This is a genomic window from Pseudomonas sp. PvP001 (assembly GCF_040546375.1).
GTDB lineage: Bacteria > Pseudomonadota > Gammaproteobacteria > Pseudomonadales > Pseudomonadaceae > Aquipseudomonas > Aquipseudomonas coleopterorum.
Genome location: NZ_JBEPNQ010000001.1, coordinates 4,485,765 through 4,500,798 on the forward strand (window position 1 = coordinate 4,485,765; position 15,034 = coordinate 4,500,798).

The following is a 15,034-nucleotide window of genomic DNA, read 5'->3' on the forward strand; positions in this document are numbered from 1 at the left end:
CAAGGGCCAACGGGGTGCAGCAGGGGAAAGGGCGGTGGTAGACCTACATTCGAGTGTCTTGTCGCGCGGCGGTTCAATGGATCGAGTATGCGCTCCTCGCCAGGCCCTGGCGCACCGCCCAGCGATCAGCGACCTTCGAGCAGCGCCCCGGCCTGATCGAGCAGCGCTAGCGGATCATTGGTCTTGTGGATGTCGACCGACAGCAGCTGACGAAATTTGCGTGCGCCGGGAAACCCGGTGCCCAGGCCCAGCATGTGCCGCGTGACGTGGTGCATGGCACCGCCCGAAGCGATATGTGCGGCGATGTACGGACGCATCTGCCGCAGCGCATCGAAACGACTGATCACCGGTGCGTCGCTGCCGAACAACTGCTGGTCGACCTGCGCCAACAGATATGGGTTGTGGTAGGCCTCGCGTCCCAGCATCACCCCGTCGAACGTCTGCAAGTGCTCGGCGCAGTCTTCCAGGGTCTTGATGCCGCCATTGAGGATCACTTCCAGGTCGGGAAAATCAGCCTTGAGGCGCTCGGCAACGTCATAGCGCAAGGGCGGAATATCGCGGTTTTCCTTGGGCGACAGCCCTTCGAGGATGGCGATGCGCGCGTGCACGGTGAAACTGCGGCAGCCAGCCTCCCGCACCTGCCCGACGAAATCGCACAACGCTTCATAACTGTCGCGGCCATTGATCCCGATGCGGTGCTTGACCGTGACCGGAATCGACACCGCATCGCGCATGGCCTTGACGCACTCGGCCACCAGCGCCGGATGCGCCATGAGGCAGGCGCCGATCATGTTGTTCTGCACACGATCACTGGGGCAACCCACATTCAGATTGACCTCGTCGTACCCATGCGCCTGCGCCATGCGTGCACACGCCGCCAGATCAGCCGGCGTGCTGCCACCCAACTGCAGCGCAATCGGGTGCTCGGCCTCGTCGTAGCGCAGGAAACGCTCGTGGTCGCCGTTGAGCAAGGCGCCGGTGGTGACCATTTCGGTGTAGAGCAGGGTGTGACGCGAGAGCAGGCGCAGGAAGTAGCGACAGTGGCGGTCGGTCCAATCCATCATGGGTGCGACGCTGAAGCGGCGAGACGGCTCCAGGCGAGGTGTGGCGGGCGTTTCAGCTACATTCTGTACCATTTTACTCTGCGCGTTTTGTGCCGGTTTTCGGGTGTTTTCGGACTTTTTCGTGGGGTGGGCGGTAAGTTGTACCACCTTGACTATGACCTTTTCCGCTTTCGCCATGACCATTGTTCGCGTAGGAAAAACGGACGGACGAGGGGAATGCCACACAGGTCGGATCTGTACGAAACGTTATGGGAAGCAAGTCTACCAAGACGCTCGGTCGTTCGGGCGAAAACAGGTTGGGAGGGCTTTATTTTGATGAAGCAGAAGAGGGTAATGAGGTAGTCGTTTTTGAAGATGATCGCTGAAGGTAGTGCCGTCGTTCTGACCAGGCATTTCGTAAAGCCAGTCAATAGCGCTGCCATTGTTCAGGCCGTCTTCAATCCTTCAGTCTAGGGCCTGGCGGTTAGCGCGCTCCGCCTGATAGGGTAAGGCCAAAACCTCGCCAACGGATTGGTTACCATGTCAGAAGCCATTCAATCACGACGCCTCTGTATACGTCCTCCGGTACCAGCAGTCTTTGATGCTGCACGATATCTGGATGCCGCTTGCTCAGCACACATATCTGGGAATCGAGCCCTTGCCGAAGAGCTGATCAAAGCGGCTGACATGCCTGAAGTCCGCGAATGGACAGAGTCGTTGTGGGGCAAGGCGAGCCCCTATGTTCGCAAGCAAGATGTGCCAGGCGCGCCACCCGTGCTGGCCAAAGAACATCGAATCCCGGTGAGGATGCCCACAGCCGCTGAAAAAAGGATTCTGCATCAGCGAGACGGCTTCCATTGTCGGTTTTGCCAAGCGCCGGTCATTCGTCCCGAGGTGCGGACTCTACTCAGACGACACTATCCCTCATCGCTCTCTTGGGGAAATGCAAACCGAGATCAGCACGCTGCATTCCAAGCGCTGTGGGCTCAGTACGACCATGTGCTTGCTCATGCTCGCGGAGGTGACAATAGTCTCGGCAACACTGTAGTCACCTGCGCCCCCTGCAATTTCGGGAAGATGAACTACACGCTTGAGGAACTTGGCCTGGCAGATCCCCGAGACAGAGCACCAGTGCCCAGCAGGTGGGATGGACTTGAGCGATTGCTGACTCATACGTAAACGCGTCGGCATGACACTTTGTCAACGTTTTCGCTGTATTCGCCGTAACCTTGCAATCAGAGTGCGAGCCGCATTTTGATGGGGGTTTCGACCCTGCCGCATGGAAGTGTGCAAGGCGGAAGCTCTTCGATCCAGATGAAACCGAGCTTTCTGTAAAGTGATCGAGCTGCCGTGTTTGACGTGAAAACGCTGAGGTCGACAGAGTTGAAACCAGCTTCTCGACAGTGCCTTATCACTACTGAAAGAAGAGCGAATCCGTAACCATTCCGGCGGTACTCTCGCTTGACCTGCATTCCCAGAATTCCAACGAACTCGCTGCCGCCTGTCCGGCAAAAGCTATCTGGATAGGCTTCAGCTGAGCCGATTATTTGACCTTCGCGCTCGATCACATAAACCGGCCAACGATTTTCCACCACCTGTGTCAACGCACGCTCGACTGCTTGAATAGGAGGCGGGCTTGAACGTGCCGAGTAAAGGCCCTCAGCGCTTACCTCACAAAATAGGGCGTAAAACGCGTTTAGATCGTTGAGTGTGATAGGCCGTACTTCCATGTGTACCTCATCATTTTGATGCTGTGTCAGATTGCAGGGGATGGATAGGTCTGGTAGGGGCAAGTCTATTAGATCTACCCCTGGGGAGGGGGTCGGAGATCAAGGCTGGATTGGAGCCAGGAGGATTGTTGAGTGGGATGACGCTGCGATCTTTAGATTATGAGAAGCTTGAAGTTATCAAACTAGTGGAACGTGAGTCAGAATTCAGCAGCAAGCACACAGTTTTTTCAATCGGTAAAATCAGGAGGATCCACTATGGCCAAGAAAGCCAACAACCCGTTCTACTTCGCCAGCGTCCCTCTGGTCGCAGTCGGCTGCGCCTTCGCAGCGATCGGCGCCTCAGGTCAGGAGGCTTTTGGATGGACGTCCATAGGGCTGCTGGTGCCTGGCGTGGCTTTGCTGGTTGCAGGGCTTATGAATAGGCGCCGGGCGAGCTGAACACGTCTGTCCACCGACTCTGCAGGTAAAGGGAACGGGATCATCGGTACAAGGGAAAGACGCATGAGTGCATCATCGAACCGAGTTCGGCACGCGGTCTCCGCTACGGCGATGGCCGGGTGTTTCAGCGTGCACCTGGAAGCCGTCACCAGCGGCGCCGTCTCGCATCTGGTCATCATCGATGATCATGAGCCAGCCGCCGTGCTGCTGAGCGTCGACGCTTATCAAGCGCTGCACGATGAGCTTGAAGATCTGCGCTCTGAACGCCTGGCCATCGAGCGCCTGCCTGGCATAGACAGCGATGTGACCGTGAGCCTGGAAGAAATGAACGCTCGGTTCGAATAGGCATTTGTGCCGTACACCTGCGCTTTTCGTTTCCAGTGAGTGACAGATACAAAGCCCGATCTAGCAAGCGATCCTGAAGCGCCCTGCGAATGATGTTCGAACGCCACGAACATGACCTGCCCATCACACCTTCCAAATCCTAGAAACCCGCCCCGGCCCCCACGAACTTCCGGCAGTGCACCGACGCATCGCGAATCATGAAATTGACCAACGTAGGCGAGACGCCCAGCTCGGTGGCGATGTCTTTCTGTGGTTTGCCGTGCACGCGGTACATCAGGAAGGCGTAGCGGGCACGTTTGGGCAGTTGGGCCAGGGCGCGGTCGACCTTGCCCAGGGTCTGGCGGTCGACGTTGATCGACTCCGGGTTGGACATCTGAGGGACTGTGTCGAGGGTCTGGTCGTCCTGAACGAAGTAGCGCTGTTCGGTGGCCTGCTTGCGGTAGTGGTCGATGGCCAGGTTGCGCACGATGCGGAAGATGTAATTGAGCTGGGCGTTGAAGGGCAGCATGCCGGCTTTCATTCTGCGCACTCGCAGATAGGCATCCTGCACGACATCTTCGGCGTGGCTGCGGCATCCGGTGATTTGCGCGGCAATTTTGATCAGGCCCTGGCGGTGCGAAATGAGTGTCTGCAGCAGCGAGGGGAGGTCGTGGAGTGAGTTATCCGTGCTACGTGAATCCTGCATGTTGATACCTGCGGCGGGCAGTGACAGAAAGTATGTCCTCATGTAACGGCGCTCAAAGTAGAGTTGTTGATTCTCATTGTCAAATGAGAAATTGTTCTATTCATAGGTTTTCTGGATTGCGTGAAGGAATTAGCCCGCTCGTCAAATGGGGGCTAATTTTGGGTGGGTGTGGGACGTCTTTCAGGGGTAGGCCTGTGCTACGCGCAGGTACGTTGGGTAATTTTCAGGAGGCAAGGCAATGGCGTTCGACCGCGAAGACACGATGTTTCTGGTAGTGATGAATCACGAGCAGCAGTACTCGATCTGGCCCGATTTCAAGGCCGTGCCGGCGGGTTGGTCAACGGTGAGGGAAGCAGCGTCCAAGGCCGAGTGCCTGGCCTGGATCGAAGCCAACTGGACGGACATGCGCCCTGCCAGCTTGCGTGAGGCGATGGGGGCTTGAGGGAGTACGCGTGACCGCGCGGCGCGTGGCAGGGTCACGCGCCGTCGTCATTTTGGGGACCCCGGCCAGGTGAGGTGGCCGAAGTGAAGCGGGTCTTGGCGACGATCAGCTCCTTAGGGGTCCAGATGGATCTGGTACCTGGCAAAGGGGCCGATCGCCGTGTGCCTGGTCAGCCGTTACCAGCGGTAGTTGACCGAGCCGATCAGCGCTCGCTCGTCGCCGTAGCGGCATGAGGCGTTGCAGAACAGGTACTTCTCGTTGGCGACGTTTTGCGCCTTCATGGCCACGGTCCAGTTCTTGTCGACTTCATAGGTAACTTTCGCGTCGAACAGGGTGTAGGCGGAGACCTTTTCGTTGGCGTCCGAGCTGGACGTACGGCTGGTGCCCATGTAGCGGGCGCCGCCGCCGACCACGACCTGAGGCAGGCCCAGGGCGGTCAAGCGGTAGTCGGCCCACAGGTTGGCCATGTGATAAGGCACGCCGTCGATGCGCGTGCCCACGCGGGCGGACACGGCATCGTCGGTGATCTTCGCATCGGTGTAGGTGTACGAGGCGGTGGCGCTGAGGTTCGGGGTGATGTCTGCTTTGGCCTCAAGCTCTACACCCCGCGCGCGGGTTTCGCCGAACTGCACGGTGTTGCCGGTGAGGTCGGTGCTCAGCGAGTTCTTCTGCTTGAGGTCGTAGACCGCAGCGCTCAGCAGGGCAGTGGTACCGGGCGGGGTGTAGCGCACGCCGATCTCGTACTGCTCGCCCTCGGTCGGATCGAACGAGGTGTTGGCGTTGGCGTTGAAGACGTTCGCCGGCAGGAACGACTGGCTCCAGCTGATGTACGGCGCCAGGCCGTTGTCCGCCTGGTAGACGAGGCCGACACGGCCGGTGGCTTTCTTGTCATCGCGTGGCGTGCGGGCGCCGCTGGCGAAGTTGTAGGTGCGGCTTTCGGCCCAGTCCTGGCGACCGCCCAGCAGCAGAATCCACTTGTCGTCGAACTTGATCTGGTCTTGCAGGTAGACGCCCGCCTGGGCGCTGTGCAAGTCCGAGCCGGTGTTGGCGGATGTGGCGTTGGTTGGCACGCCATACACGCCGGGTTGGCCGGGTTGAATATGGAGTTGGCGCCGGCGAAGCGATGGGAGTCGTAGGTCTTGTGGTAGTAGTCCACGCCCGCCAGCAGGGTGTGCTGCCAGCGGCCGCTGTTGAGGGTCCATTGCACGTTGTTGTCGCTGGTCCAGCCTTCGGAGCGCTCGCGGCGGATGCTGGGTCGGCGCGCCAGCTGGCCACGGTTGCGCAGGGCGGCGCTGCCGGTATCGGCGACCTGCATGTAGTCCCAGCTCAGGTCCGCCTCGAAGTGGCGGAGCGAGTGGCGGATTTTCAGGTCGGGGGTGAAGTCGTGTTCGAACAGGTAGCCGATGCTGGTCGAATAGTTGTTGTAGTGATCGAAGCCGCGCTCGCCGGTGAACAGGTCGCGGTCGACCTTAGGGTAGCGGGTGCCGGACGAAGTGGTCAGGTCGAAATCCAGCGGCGGTGCGAAGCCGGTGCGGGTTTCCTGGTAGTTGGCCAGGAGGGTCAGCGAGGTGCTGTCGTTCGGGCGCCAGGTGAAGGCGGGGGCGATGTAGCGGCGGTCGTCGTCGGCGTCGGTGGTCTGGGTGTCGCTGTCGCGCCACAGGCCGGTCAGGCGATAGGAGAACTGCCCGGCGTCGTCGATCGGGCCGCCCAGGTCGAAGCTGTACTGTTTGCGCGCATGGCTGCCGTACTCGACGTTGACTTCATGCAGCGGCGTGTCGGTCGGGCGTTTGGTGATGGTGTTGATCAGACCGCCCGGCGACAGTTGGCCGTACAGCACCGAAGAGGCGCCCTTGACCACTTCCACGCGCTCCAGGCCGTAGGGCTCGATGCCGCCGTCATACACGCTGCCTTGCAGTTTCATGCCATCGCGCAGAATGCCGCCCGTGCCCGAGCCGACGTTGAAACCGCGGATCACGAAGTCGTCGGCAACCCGGCTGAACCCGCCGGGCTGGGCGATCACGCCTGGTGTGTAGCTCAGGGCCTCGGCCAGGGTGTCGGTCTTGCGGTTGTCCATCTCGTCGCGGGTGACGACCGAAATCGACTGCGGAATGTCCTTGATCGCCGAATCGGTCTTGCTCGCGCTAGTGCTGCGCGTGGCCACGGGACCCTGGATCTGCCCGGTCGGGTTCTCGAGGACCCTGGCGTCGATGTTGGTTTCCTGCAGTTCCAGGGTGCCGCTCGAGACGGCAGTGCTGGCGCTGTCGGCGGCGTAGGCTGTACTCAGTGGCAAGCCACCGAGCAACAGCGCCAGTGTCAGCGGATGGTAGACGAAGACTTTTTTTGCGGGCATGGCGGCTCCTGAGTGTGAAGTGTTGTTTTTCTGGTGAGTTGAAGTCATGTCGCCCGCTGCATGATCCCCATCAAGCAGCGAGCGTCCCATTGGCGGCGGTTACGGGCAGTACTCGTCGAAGAACGTCTCGCGCTCCAGGCGCAACAGGGCGGCTTGCTTGTGCGGCAGGGTGATGGTCTTGAGCCTGCCGTAGCCCTGGGATTCGAGGAAGCCGATCTGCCGGGTGTGGTCGATCCGCGGTTCGCCGAGGATGCGCTGGGTGCGCGGCTCGTCGATGAACATGTAGTGCATGAGCGAGCGGAACCAGCCCTTGAGCTTGCCGGCGCTCTGGTGCTTGCTCTCGCCGACCACCACGTGCCAGCCACGGTCGTGGTCCTGGGCGTCGTAATAGGGAGCGATACGATCTTCCTTGCACCAGTAGATCTCGAAGTAGGCGAACGGCTCGCCGTCGTAGCTGCCGATCAGCGGCAGCACCCGTGGGTCATCGAGCATTTGTTGCAGGTACTCGGCGTGCTCTTCGGGGGTGCCGGTCTGCTCCCAGAAGAACGCGACCTGCTCCAGGTTCATCCAGCGATTGAAGCGTTCCAGGTCCAGACCGATGTCGACGGTGCGCAGGGTGAACGTGGTCTTCAGGCCTGGCAGTTCACGGCGGTAGACCTCGCCGTGCGGGATCGGCGGGCGCTGTGGGTGACGCTTGTCGCCGCTGAACGTGTAGCGCAGCGGCATGGCGGCGGCCGATGGAGTGGTGAGCCAGGGCAGTGGGTGTTGCCAGAAGCTGCTACGGGCACAGGCCAGGCGTGCGGTGCGGCCGTCGTGGCCCAGAAGGGTATCGAACACCCCTTCGCGCACCGCGTCGCGCGCGCGGTCGAGGGCCAGCGGGGCGCTGACTTCCAGCTCAGGGACGCGGGACGAATTGCAGAAGACCTGACCGAGCAGGGCGAGCAGGCCGCGGACCGGGAACGCCACGGGCAGGTTTTCCAGCCGTATATGGCCGTCCTGGCGGAAAAAGTGCACCGGTTCGATCCCTTCGATTGTCAGACTGCCGTTGCCATCGTCCGCCACCTGGGCGATCACGTGGCGGCCGTCGGCCAAGGGCAGGGTGAAGTTCGGCGTGGTCATGGTGCTTCTCCGTGAGTGGCTTCTCGCGTGTGCCAGCGCGCAGGAACCTGCCGGGTACTGACCGGCCGGGCGGTTCCAGGGCATAGCTTAGGTAGAATTGTAACGAATGGGAATCGTAATTATTTAAGGTTGATTCCCATCTTTACCTGCTTCCTTGCTGACTCCGTTCAGCGCTTGCGCACCAGGAGCCACATGAAATACGGCCCGCCGATGAAGGTTGCGAAGATCCCGGCCGGGATCTGCCACGGGAACACCAGGTTGCGGCCCAGCCAGTCGGCCAGCACCAGCAGCGTGCCGCCGAGCATGGCCGAGAGCAGCAATTGCGCGATCGGCCGGCGTGCGCCGAGCATCCGTGCGATGTGGGGCGCGATCAGACCGACGAAACTCAAGGGGCCGACAGCCAGCGTGGCAGCTGCGGTCATCACGGCGGTCAGCAACAGCAGGACCAGGCGGCTGCCGCCCAGGGATATCCCCAGCGCCCGCGTGCGCTCGGCGCCCAGGGGCATGATCGCCAGCCAGCGGTTGCACAGCGGCGTGACCAGCAGGAACAGCACCGCCAGGGCACTGACGACCAGCGCCTGGCCGGCGTCGATGCGATAGGTCGAGCCGGTCATCCAACTGAGCATGAGCAGCACCCGGGAATCGCCGCTGACCATGAACAAGGCGGCGAACGCATTGAGCAGGGTGCTCAGTGCGACGCCGGTGAGCAGCATGCGGTCTGGCGCGAAGGCGCTGCGCCAGCTCAGCGCGACGATGGCCAGCAACGCGATCAGGGCGCCGGCGATGGCCGCGGCCAGCAGCACCCAGGGGTTGAAGCCGGGGACGATGACCAGCACCAGAATGCCGCCCAACGCCGCACCGGAACTGACACCGAGCATTTCCGGGCTGGCCATCGGGTTGCCGGTCATGCGTTGCATCAGGGTGCCGGCCAGGGCCAGCAGCACGCCAGCGGCGAACGCGGCGGCCACCCTGGGCGCGCGCCAGGGCAGCAGCGCATCGAATGCCGCGCCGCTGCTGAAATACCAGCCGTCCGCTCCGCGCCCCCAGGTCAGCGCGACGTAGACGGACACGATTAGCACCGCAAGCAGTACCCAACGGGTCCGTTTGAGGGGAAGGAGACGAACGTTACCGGCGTTGGCGGGTGGATTGATGCGGGTCTCATGCAGGCGACTCAGCAGCACCAGCAGCAGCGGCGCGCCGAGAAAGGCGGTGAAGATGCCCGTGGGCATTTCGGCGCCCAGCACGCGCGCCGAGGCTTGGACCAACTGGTCGGCGAGCACCAGCAGCAAGGCGCCGAACACCGGCGCCCAGATCAGACGCTGACGCACTATGCGGGCGCCTGCCAGTCGGGCCAGGGCCGGGCCGGCCAGGCCAAGGAAGCCGATCACGCCGACGCTGGCGATGGTGCTGGCGCTCAAGGCGACGGCCACGCTCAGGGCCAGCAGGCGCATGCGTCCAGGCGACAAGCCGAGGCTGCCGGCCGTGGCATCGTTGAGGCCAAGCACTTCCAGCGGCCGAGCGAGCAGGGCGGCGAGCACGGCCACGGCCGCCAGACGAGGCGCCAGGTGATACACATCCTGCCAGCTGTTCTGGTTCAGCGAGCCCGATTGCCAGATGAACAGGTTGTTCAAGACCTCATGGTTGGCCAAGACCAGCAAGGTGCTCAACGTCGCGCAGTACAGGTTGATGATCAGCCCGGACAGGATCAGCGCCACCGGTGACATGCGTCGGCTCCAGGCCAGGCCCAGCACCGCCAGCATGCCCAGTCCGGCACCGATGAGGGCAACGCCTTCCTGGCCGCCGTCGAGCAGGCTTGGTGCATAGATCGCGCAGGCGGCCAGGGCCAGGTGGGCGCCGGAGGCAACCCCGAGTGTGGTCGGTTCGGCGATCGGATTGCGCAGCACTTGCTGGAAGATCACCCCGGCCAGCGCCAATGCGGCGCCGACCACGAGGCTGACGACCAGGCGCGGCAGGTAGCTGTACCGAACCAGCAGGGCTGAGAAGTCGTCGGGTATCACCGAGCCGAATACGTGATCCCATGACCCGTGTGCAAGCAGTGAACTGGCCTGCTGCACGCTCAAGGCCATCGCGATCAGCAGCAGTCCGAGGGCCAGCCAGGCGGGCTGGCGACGCAGGCGTGAAGGGGAGTCAGGCATGGTCGGCTTCCATGGCGAGCAACTGCTCGGTGATCGACAGGGCCAGGCGTTGCGCGGTCAGCAGGCCGCCGCTGGGGTAGAAGCGTGGCAGCGCCCGAATGCGGCCCTCGCGGATCATCGGCAGGGCGCGCCAGATGGGGCTGTTGTCCAGGCGGCGCTGCGCCGCGACCGCTTCGCGGGGGTTGGTGTAGTAGAGGAATGCGGCATCCGGGTGTTCCAGCAGCGTCTCGATGCCCACAGCCGGGCTGCCACCCCAGGCGTTGGTTCGCCCCTGGTAGGCGTTGCGTAGGCCCAGGCGGTCGAGCACGGCCTGGTACATGCCCTTGGCGCCGAACAGCAGCAGGTGACGACCATCCGGATTCAGCCGTGCGATGTACACCGGGCGATCCTTGACCGAGCTGAGCCTGACACGCAGGCTTTCGAGCAACTGGTCGGTCTGTTCCAGCAAGGCTTGCGCCTGGGCGCGACGGTCGACCAGCGCGCCGAGGTCGAGCAACACTTGCCCGGCATTGCGATAGGGTTGGGCATTCGCCGTATAGATGTCGAAGGTGCGCAGCGGTGCGATGCGCTGCAGCAGGGTACCCTCGAGCTGCCAGGACGTGCCGATGATCAGGCCGGGTGCCAGGCGTTGCAGGTATTCCAGGTTGGGCTCGATACTCGGGCCCAGGTCGATGACATCGTCGGGCAGGGAGGGCTGGGCGACGAACTCGCGATAGAAACCGGCGTTGACCACGGCACGGGGCACGACGCCCAGGCCCAGCAGGCTTTCGGTGAGGGCGGGCTCGAAGCTGACGATATCGACTTTCGGCGCTGCTCGGGTTACGGCGGTTGGCACGACAGCGTCGGCAGCGCCGACCAGAGACGAACCGCACAGTGCGGCTGGCAGCAGCGCCAGGCCGGTCAGGGCTCGACGGCGGGTAAGGGACATTGCAGGCTGACTCCGAAGCAGAACGATCGCCTCCTGGCGAGAATGGGAGTCTATAGCAACTGCGTTTGCTTCCCAATACCCTGTAGGCATATGGACTTTATCGCGGTAAAGAATCAACCGCCGGCTTCGTTTACCTGTGTAACCCCAACTATCGACGGCGACAGGCGTGATGCCTGCGCCCGCCGACTCTCAAGGAGACCCCATGTCATTGTTCGGTATGCTGGTTCGCGCTTCGCGCACGCGGTTGGCCGTGGCCATCGGCGCGAGCCTGGTCTGCGGCCTGGCCAATGTGCTGCTGGTGGCGCTGATCAACCAGGCCCTGAACGCATCGCTGCAAGACCTCACCGGTTACGCGCTGCCTTTCGTGCTGGTGATCGCCCTGGTGATGGGCAGCCAGGTGCTGTCCCGGGCGCTGTTCGCCCACCTCAGCCAGCAAGGCCTGGCCACCTTGCGCCTGCACATCTCCCGGCATGTGGTCGCGGCGCCGCTGCGGGGCTTGGAAACGGCGGGGCGCGGGCGCATCCAGGCGGCCTTGGCCGACGACACCACGACCTTGTCGAACTTCTTCACCGGGTTTCCCATGCTGGTGACCAGCGCCGTGGTGGTGCTGGGTTGTCTGGGTTACCTGGCCTATCTGTCGTGGGCGATCTTTCTGGTCTCGGTGCTGGCCATCGGTCTCGGTTCGCTGGGCTATCACCTGTGCCATTCGCACATGCTTCAGTATTTTCGCAAGGCCGGCTCCAGCCAGGACGAACTCTTCGGTCATTTCGACGCCATGGTCTCGGGTGCCAAGGAGCTCAAGCTCAACCGCTCCAAGGCGCAGCGTTTTCTCGACGAGGTCTTGGTCAGCGCCGTCGAGCAGGTGCGCCACAACCGTGCCAAGGGGTTGATGCTGTTTGCCATCACTGGCGGCTGGGGACGTTTGCTGTTTCTGGTGCTGATCGGTGTGGTGCTGTTTCTGCGCTTGTGGATTCCTTCCGACGCGGCGGTGATCACCGGCTACGTGATGGTGTTTCTGTACATGATGGGCCCGCTGGAAGGCGTGCTGCTGAACCTGCCGCAGATGAGTCAGGCGCGGGTCGCCAGTGCGCGTATCGAAGCGACCCTGGCCCAACTGAAGGCTGAAACTCAGCGGCAGACCCCCCTACCGATGCCGGCACCCAAAGGCGTGACCCTGGCGCTCGACGGCCTGACCCATGGTTACTTCAGCGAGCGCGAGGACGAAGTGTTCACCCTCGGCCCGGTGCAACTGACCCTCAAGCCCGGCGAAATCACTTTTCTGGTGGGTGGCAACGGCAGCGGCAAGACCACCCTGGCCAAGCTGATTGCCGGTCTCTATCGCCCGGAAAGCGGCGTGGTACGCGTCGATGGTCGAGCGGTGGGGGAGGATGAGTGGGACGACTATCGCCAGCTGTTCTCGGCGGTCTTCTCCGACTTTCACTTGTTCGATACCTTGCTCGAGGCGCCGGATGCCAGCGTGGATACCCAGGCCGGCGAGTGGCTGGCGAAGTTGCATCTGGATCACAAGGTCAGTGTCAGCAACGGTTCGTTCTCCACCCGAGAACTGTCCCAGGGGCAACGCAAGCGTCTGGCCCTGATCGTTGCCTGTCTGGAAGGCCGGCCCGTCATCGTGTTCGACGAGTGGGCGGCGGACCAGGACCCGGCGTTCCGCGAGGTGTTCTACTGCGAGCTGCTGCCTGAGCTGCGTGCCCAGGGCAAGACGCTGCTGGTCATCTCCCACGACGATCGCTATTTCCATCTGGCCGATCAGTTGATCAAGCTCGAGCGCGGCCAGATCGTCCATCGCGAGGCGTCGACCCAGGCGGCGGCCTTGCAGCCGGTGGTCTGACACGTCTCGCCAGCTGCTCAGGACAGGCCCCGATCCCTGTCCTGCTCGTCCGCAAATGATAATTTTTATCAATAACGCTTAATTCTGCACCGTTTTGTTTCGTCCTTATCAGCAGTGTTCCAGGCAAGGCCACTCCGGCTTGCCGACTGCTTTTAAGGAGATCGCGCAGTGTCCGTCCCACCCGATTGCATCCGCCTGTTCTGCTTCGCGTGTTCCGGGGCGAGCGCCATGCCGTTCGCCGCATGGCGTGCCGCCTTGCCGGCCTGGATCAACGTGCAGCCCGTCGAGCTGCCCGGTCATGGCCATCGCAGTGACGAGCCGTTGCAGGTGGACATGCCGAGCCTGGCCGCCACCCTGGCGGACGAACTGGCGTCCTTGATCGATGGGCCTTACCTGATGCTCGGCCACAGCGTTGGCGGGGTGGTTGCCCTGGAAGTGGCCCACGCGTTGGTCGCTCGAGGCCTCGAAGCGCCCAGCGCCCTCATCACCGTTGCCAGCACTGCGCCCAGCCAGCGTGCTGGCAACCCGCAGGCGCAGCCCATGAGCGATGCCGAGCTGGTCGCCGAGCTGCAGCGGTTGGACGGCACGCCCCAGGTCGTGCTCGACGACCCCGAGTTGCTGGCCATGGTGTTGCCGGTTTTACGCGCCGATTTCCTGCTGGGCGAGCGCCATCGGCCGTCTTGCCGCGAGCCGCTGCCGTGCGCGCTGCATGTGTTCGGTGGGCGCGACGACAGCATCGCGGTCGGCGCTCTGGCGGCCTGGGAAATGGAATGCACAGGGCCGTTCCGGATGGAAATGTGCGCCGGCGGGCATTTCTTCCTGCACCGCCAGCGTGCCGACTTTCTACGCCGATTGGTGACCCTGGCCAAGGCCTATCGCCCCTCGCTTGCTTCTTCCTTCCTCGCGCGCGCCGGGCTGAGTCATGCCTGAGCGCGCTCCTCTGTATGCGGAGTCTTCCATGCTTGATTCACGCTTCGATGTCCGGCCTCTGCGACACGCCGATACCCCGTTGCCCCTGCTGATCGAGGCGCGCGAGCCGGGTCTCGATCTGGCCGCGTGCCTGCCTGATCTGCAGACGCTGATCGATGAACAACTGCTCAAGGCCGGCGGTGTCCTGCTGCGTGGTTTCGATGTGCAGAACGCCGAACGCTTTCGCCGCTTCGCCGTGGGTTTCGGGTCCGATCTGCTCACTTACGAATTCGGCTCCACGCCACGCAGCAACGTGACCAGCGGGATCTACACCTCCACCGAATACCCGCCGCATCAGCACATCCCGCTGCATAACGAGCAGGCCTACACCCGCGACTGGCCGATGAAGATCTGGTTCTTCTGCCAGCAGGCCTCGCCGGTGGGCGGGGCGACGCCGATCGGTGACAGCCGGGCCATCTATCGGCGAGTGGGCGAACGGATTCGTCAGCGCTTCGCCAGCAAGGGGCTCATGTACACCCGCAACTACGGCAACGGCCTGGACGTGTCCTGGGAACAGGTGTTCAACACCCAGGACCGCAGCGTCGTGCATGCCTACTGCGAGGCCCACGGCATCGGCCTGGAATGGAAGGACGATGGCGGCCTGCGCACGCGACAGATATGTCAGGCCGTGGCGACTCATCCGCGTACCGGTGACGCGGTGTGGTTCAACCAGGCGCACCTGTTCCATGTGTCCAACCTGCCCGAGGAAGTGCGTGAAACCCTGCTCGACCTGGTCGAGGAAGAGGACTTGCCGCGCAACGTCTACTACGGCGACGGCAGCGCGCTGGAGGAAACCCTGCTCGAAGACATCCGCGGTGTGATGCAGCAGGAGCAGGTCGAGTTCGCCTGGCAGGACGACGACGTGCTGATGCTCGACAACATGCTCACCGCCCATGGCCGAGCGCCGTTTCAGGGCCCGCGCAAAGTGGTGGTGGCCATGGCCGAGCCCCACGGTGCCGACGTGCGTTGAGCCACCCCCG

13 protein-coding genes and 1 pseudogene are annotated in these 15,034 nt (G+C 62.8%); 6 read left to right on the forward strand and 8 right to left on the reverse strand.

Annotation, left to right across the window (positions count from 1 at the left end):
* Positions 1–125: 125 nt before the first annotated feature.
* Positions 126–1,136 (reverse strand): tRNA dihydrouridine(20/20a) synthase DusA, encoded by a 1,011-nt coding sequence (gene dusA, locus ABMD26_RS20640; protein ID WP_320521663.1) that lies wholly within the window; start codon positions 1,134–1,136, stop codon positions 126–128.
* Positions 1,137–2,278: 1,142 nt separating this feature from the next.
* Positions 2,279–2,773, reverse strand: coding sequence for a GNAT family N-acetyltransferase (locus tag ABMD26_RS20645; RefSeq protein WP_192000506.1), 495 nt, complete (start codon positions 2,771–2,773; stop codon positions 2,279–2,281).
* A 255-nt stretch (positions 2,774–3,028) separates the two neighbouring features.
* Between ABMD26_RS20645 and ABMD26_RS20650 the strand changes: the two genes are divergently transcribed.
* Positions 3,029–3,211 (forward strand): hypothetical protein, encoded by a 183-nt coding sequence (locus ABMD26_RS20650; protein ID WP_192000507.1) that lies wholly within the window; start codon positions 3,029–3,031, stop codon positions 3,209–3,211.
* A 63-nt stretch (positions 3,212–3,274) separates the two neighbouring features.
* Positions 3,275–3,556, forward strand: a complete 282-nt coding sequence (locus tag ABMD26_RS20655; RefSeq protein WP_354311485.1) for a type II toxin-antitoxin system Phd/YefM family antitoxin — start codon at positions 3,275–3,277, stop codon at positions 3,554–3,556.
* 139 nt (positions 3,557–3,695) lie between these two features.
* On the opposite strand, the gene ABMD26_RS20660 is transcribed toward ABMD26_RS20655, so the two are convergent.
* Positions 3,696–4,241: an RNA polymerase factor sigma-70 gene (locus ABMD26_RS20660; protein ID WP_082484358.1), complete on the reverse strand. Its 546-nt coding sequence runs from the start codon at positions 4,239–4,241 to the stop codon at positions 3,696–3,698.
* A 238-nt stretch (positions 4,242–4,479) separates the two neighbouring features.
* On the opposite strand from ABMD26_RS20660, the gene ABMD26_RS20665 reads away from it, so the two are divergent.
* Positions 4,480–4,683: an MbtH family protein gene (locus ABMD26_RS20665; protein WP_049859981.1), complete on the forward strand. Its 204-nt coding sequence runs from the start codon at positions 4,480–4,482 to the stop codon at positions 4,681–4,683.
* Between the two features lie 176 nt (positions 4,684–4,859).
* Here ABMD26_RS20665 and ABMD26_RS20670 read toward each other — a convergent pair whose 3' ends face one another.
* From ABMD26_RS20670 to ABMD26_RS20690, 5 genes and pseudogenes are all read right to left on the reverse strand, one after another.
* Positions 4,860–5,885 carry a TonB-dependent siderophore receptor gene (locus tag ABMD26_RS20670; RefSeq protein WP_354311488.1) on the reverse strand — a complete coding sequence of 342 codons (1,026 nt, stop codon included), beginning with the start codon at positions 5,883–5,885 and terminating at the stop codon, positions 4,860–4,862.
* A gap of 665 nt (positions 5,886–6,550) precedes the next feature.
* A pseudogene (locus ABMD26_RS20675) lies at positions 6,551–7,123 on the reverse strand (TonB-dependent receptor plug domain-containing protein); the annotation flags it as partial.
* Between the two features lie 9 nt (positions 7,124–7,132).
* Complete coding sequence (locus ABMD26_RS20680; protein WP_354311490.1) at positions 7,133–8,152, reverse strand: GNAT family N-acetyltransferase; 1,020 nt, start codon at positions 8,150–8,152, stop codon at positions 7,133–7,135.
* A 167-nt stretch (positions 8,153–8,319) separates the two neighbouring features.
* Positions 8,320–10,308 carry a Fe(3+)-hydroxamate ABC transporter permease FhuB gene (gene fhuB / locus ABMD26_RS20685; RefSeq protein ID WP_354311492.1) on the reverse strand — a complete coding sequence of 663 codons (1,989 nt, stop codon included), beginning with the start codon at positions 10,306–10,308 and terminating at the stop codon, positions 8,320–8,322.
* A complete protein-coding gene (locus tag ABMD26_RS20690) occupies positions 10,301–11,236 on the reverse strand; it encodes an ABC transporter substrate-binding protein (protein ID WP_354311494.1) in 936 nt (311 codons plus the stop codon). The genes fhuB and ABMD26_RS20690 overlap by 8 nt, the downstream gene beginning before the upstream one ends.
* A 202-nt stretch (positions 11,237–11,438) precedes the next feature.
* On the opposite strand from ABMD26_RS20690, the gene ABMD26_RS20695 reads away from it, so the two are divergent.
* The 3 genes from ABMD26_RS20695 to ABMD26_RS20705 all read left to right on the forward strand — a co-directional run bounded on the left by ABMD26_RS20695 (position 11,439) and on the right by ABMD26_RS20705 (position 15,024).
* Entirely contained in the window at positions 11,439–13,085 is a 1,647-nt protein-coding gene (locus tag ABMD26_RS20695) for a cyclic peptide export ABC transporter (RefSeq protein ID WP_354311496.1), read from the forward strand.
* Positions 13,086–13,253: 168 nt separating this feature from the next.
* Positions 13,254–14,015 (forward strand): thioesterase II family protein, encoded by a 762-nt coding sequence (locus ABMD26_RS20700; RefSeq protein ID WP_354311498.1) that lies wholly within the window; start codon positions 13,254–13,256, stop codon positions 14,013–14,015.
* Between the two features lie 28 nt (positions 14,016–14,043).
* Positions 14,044–15,024 carry a TauD/TfdA family dioxygenase gene (locus ABMD26_RS20705; protein ID WP_320521676.1) on the forward strand — a complete coding sequence of 327 codons (981 nt, stop codon included), beginning with the start codon at positions 14,044–14,046 and terminating at the stop codon, positions 15,022–15,024.
* The last annotated feature ends 10 nt before the right edge of the window (positions 15,025–15,034 follow it).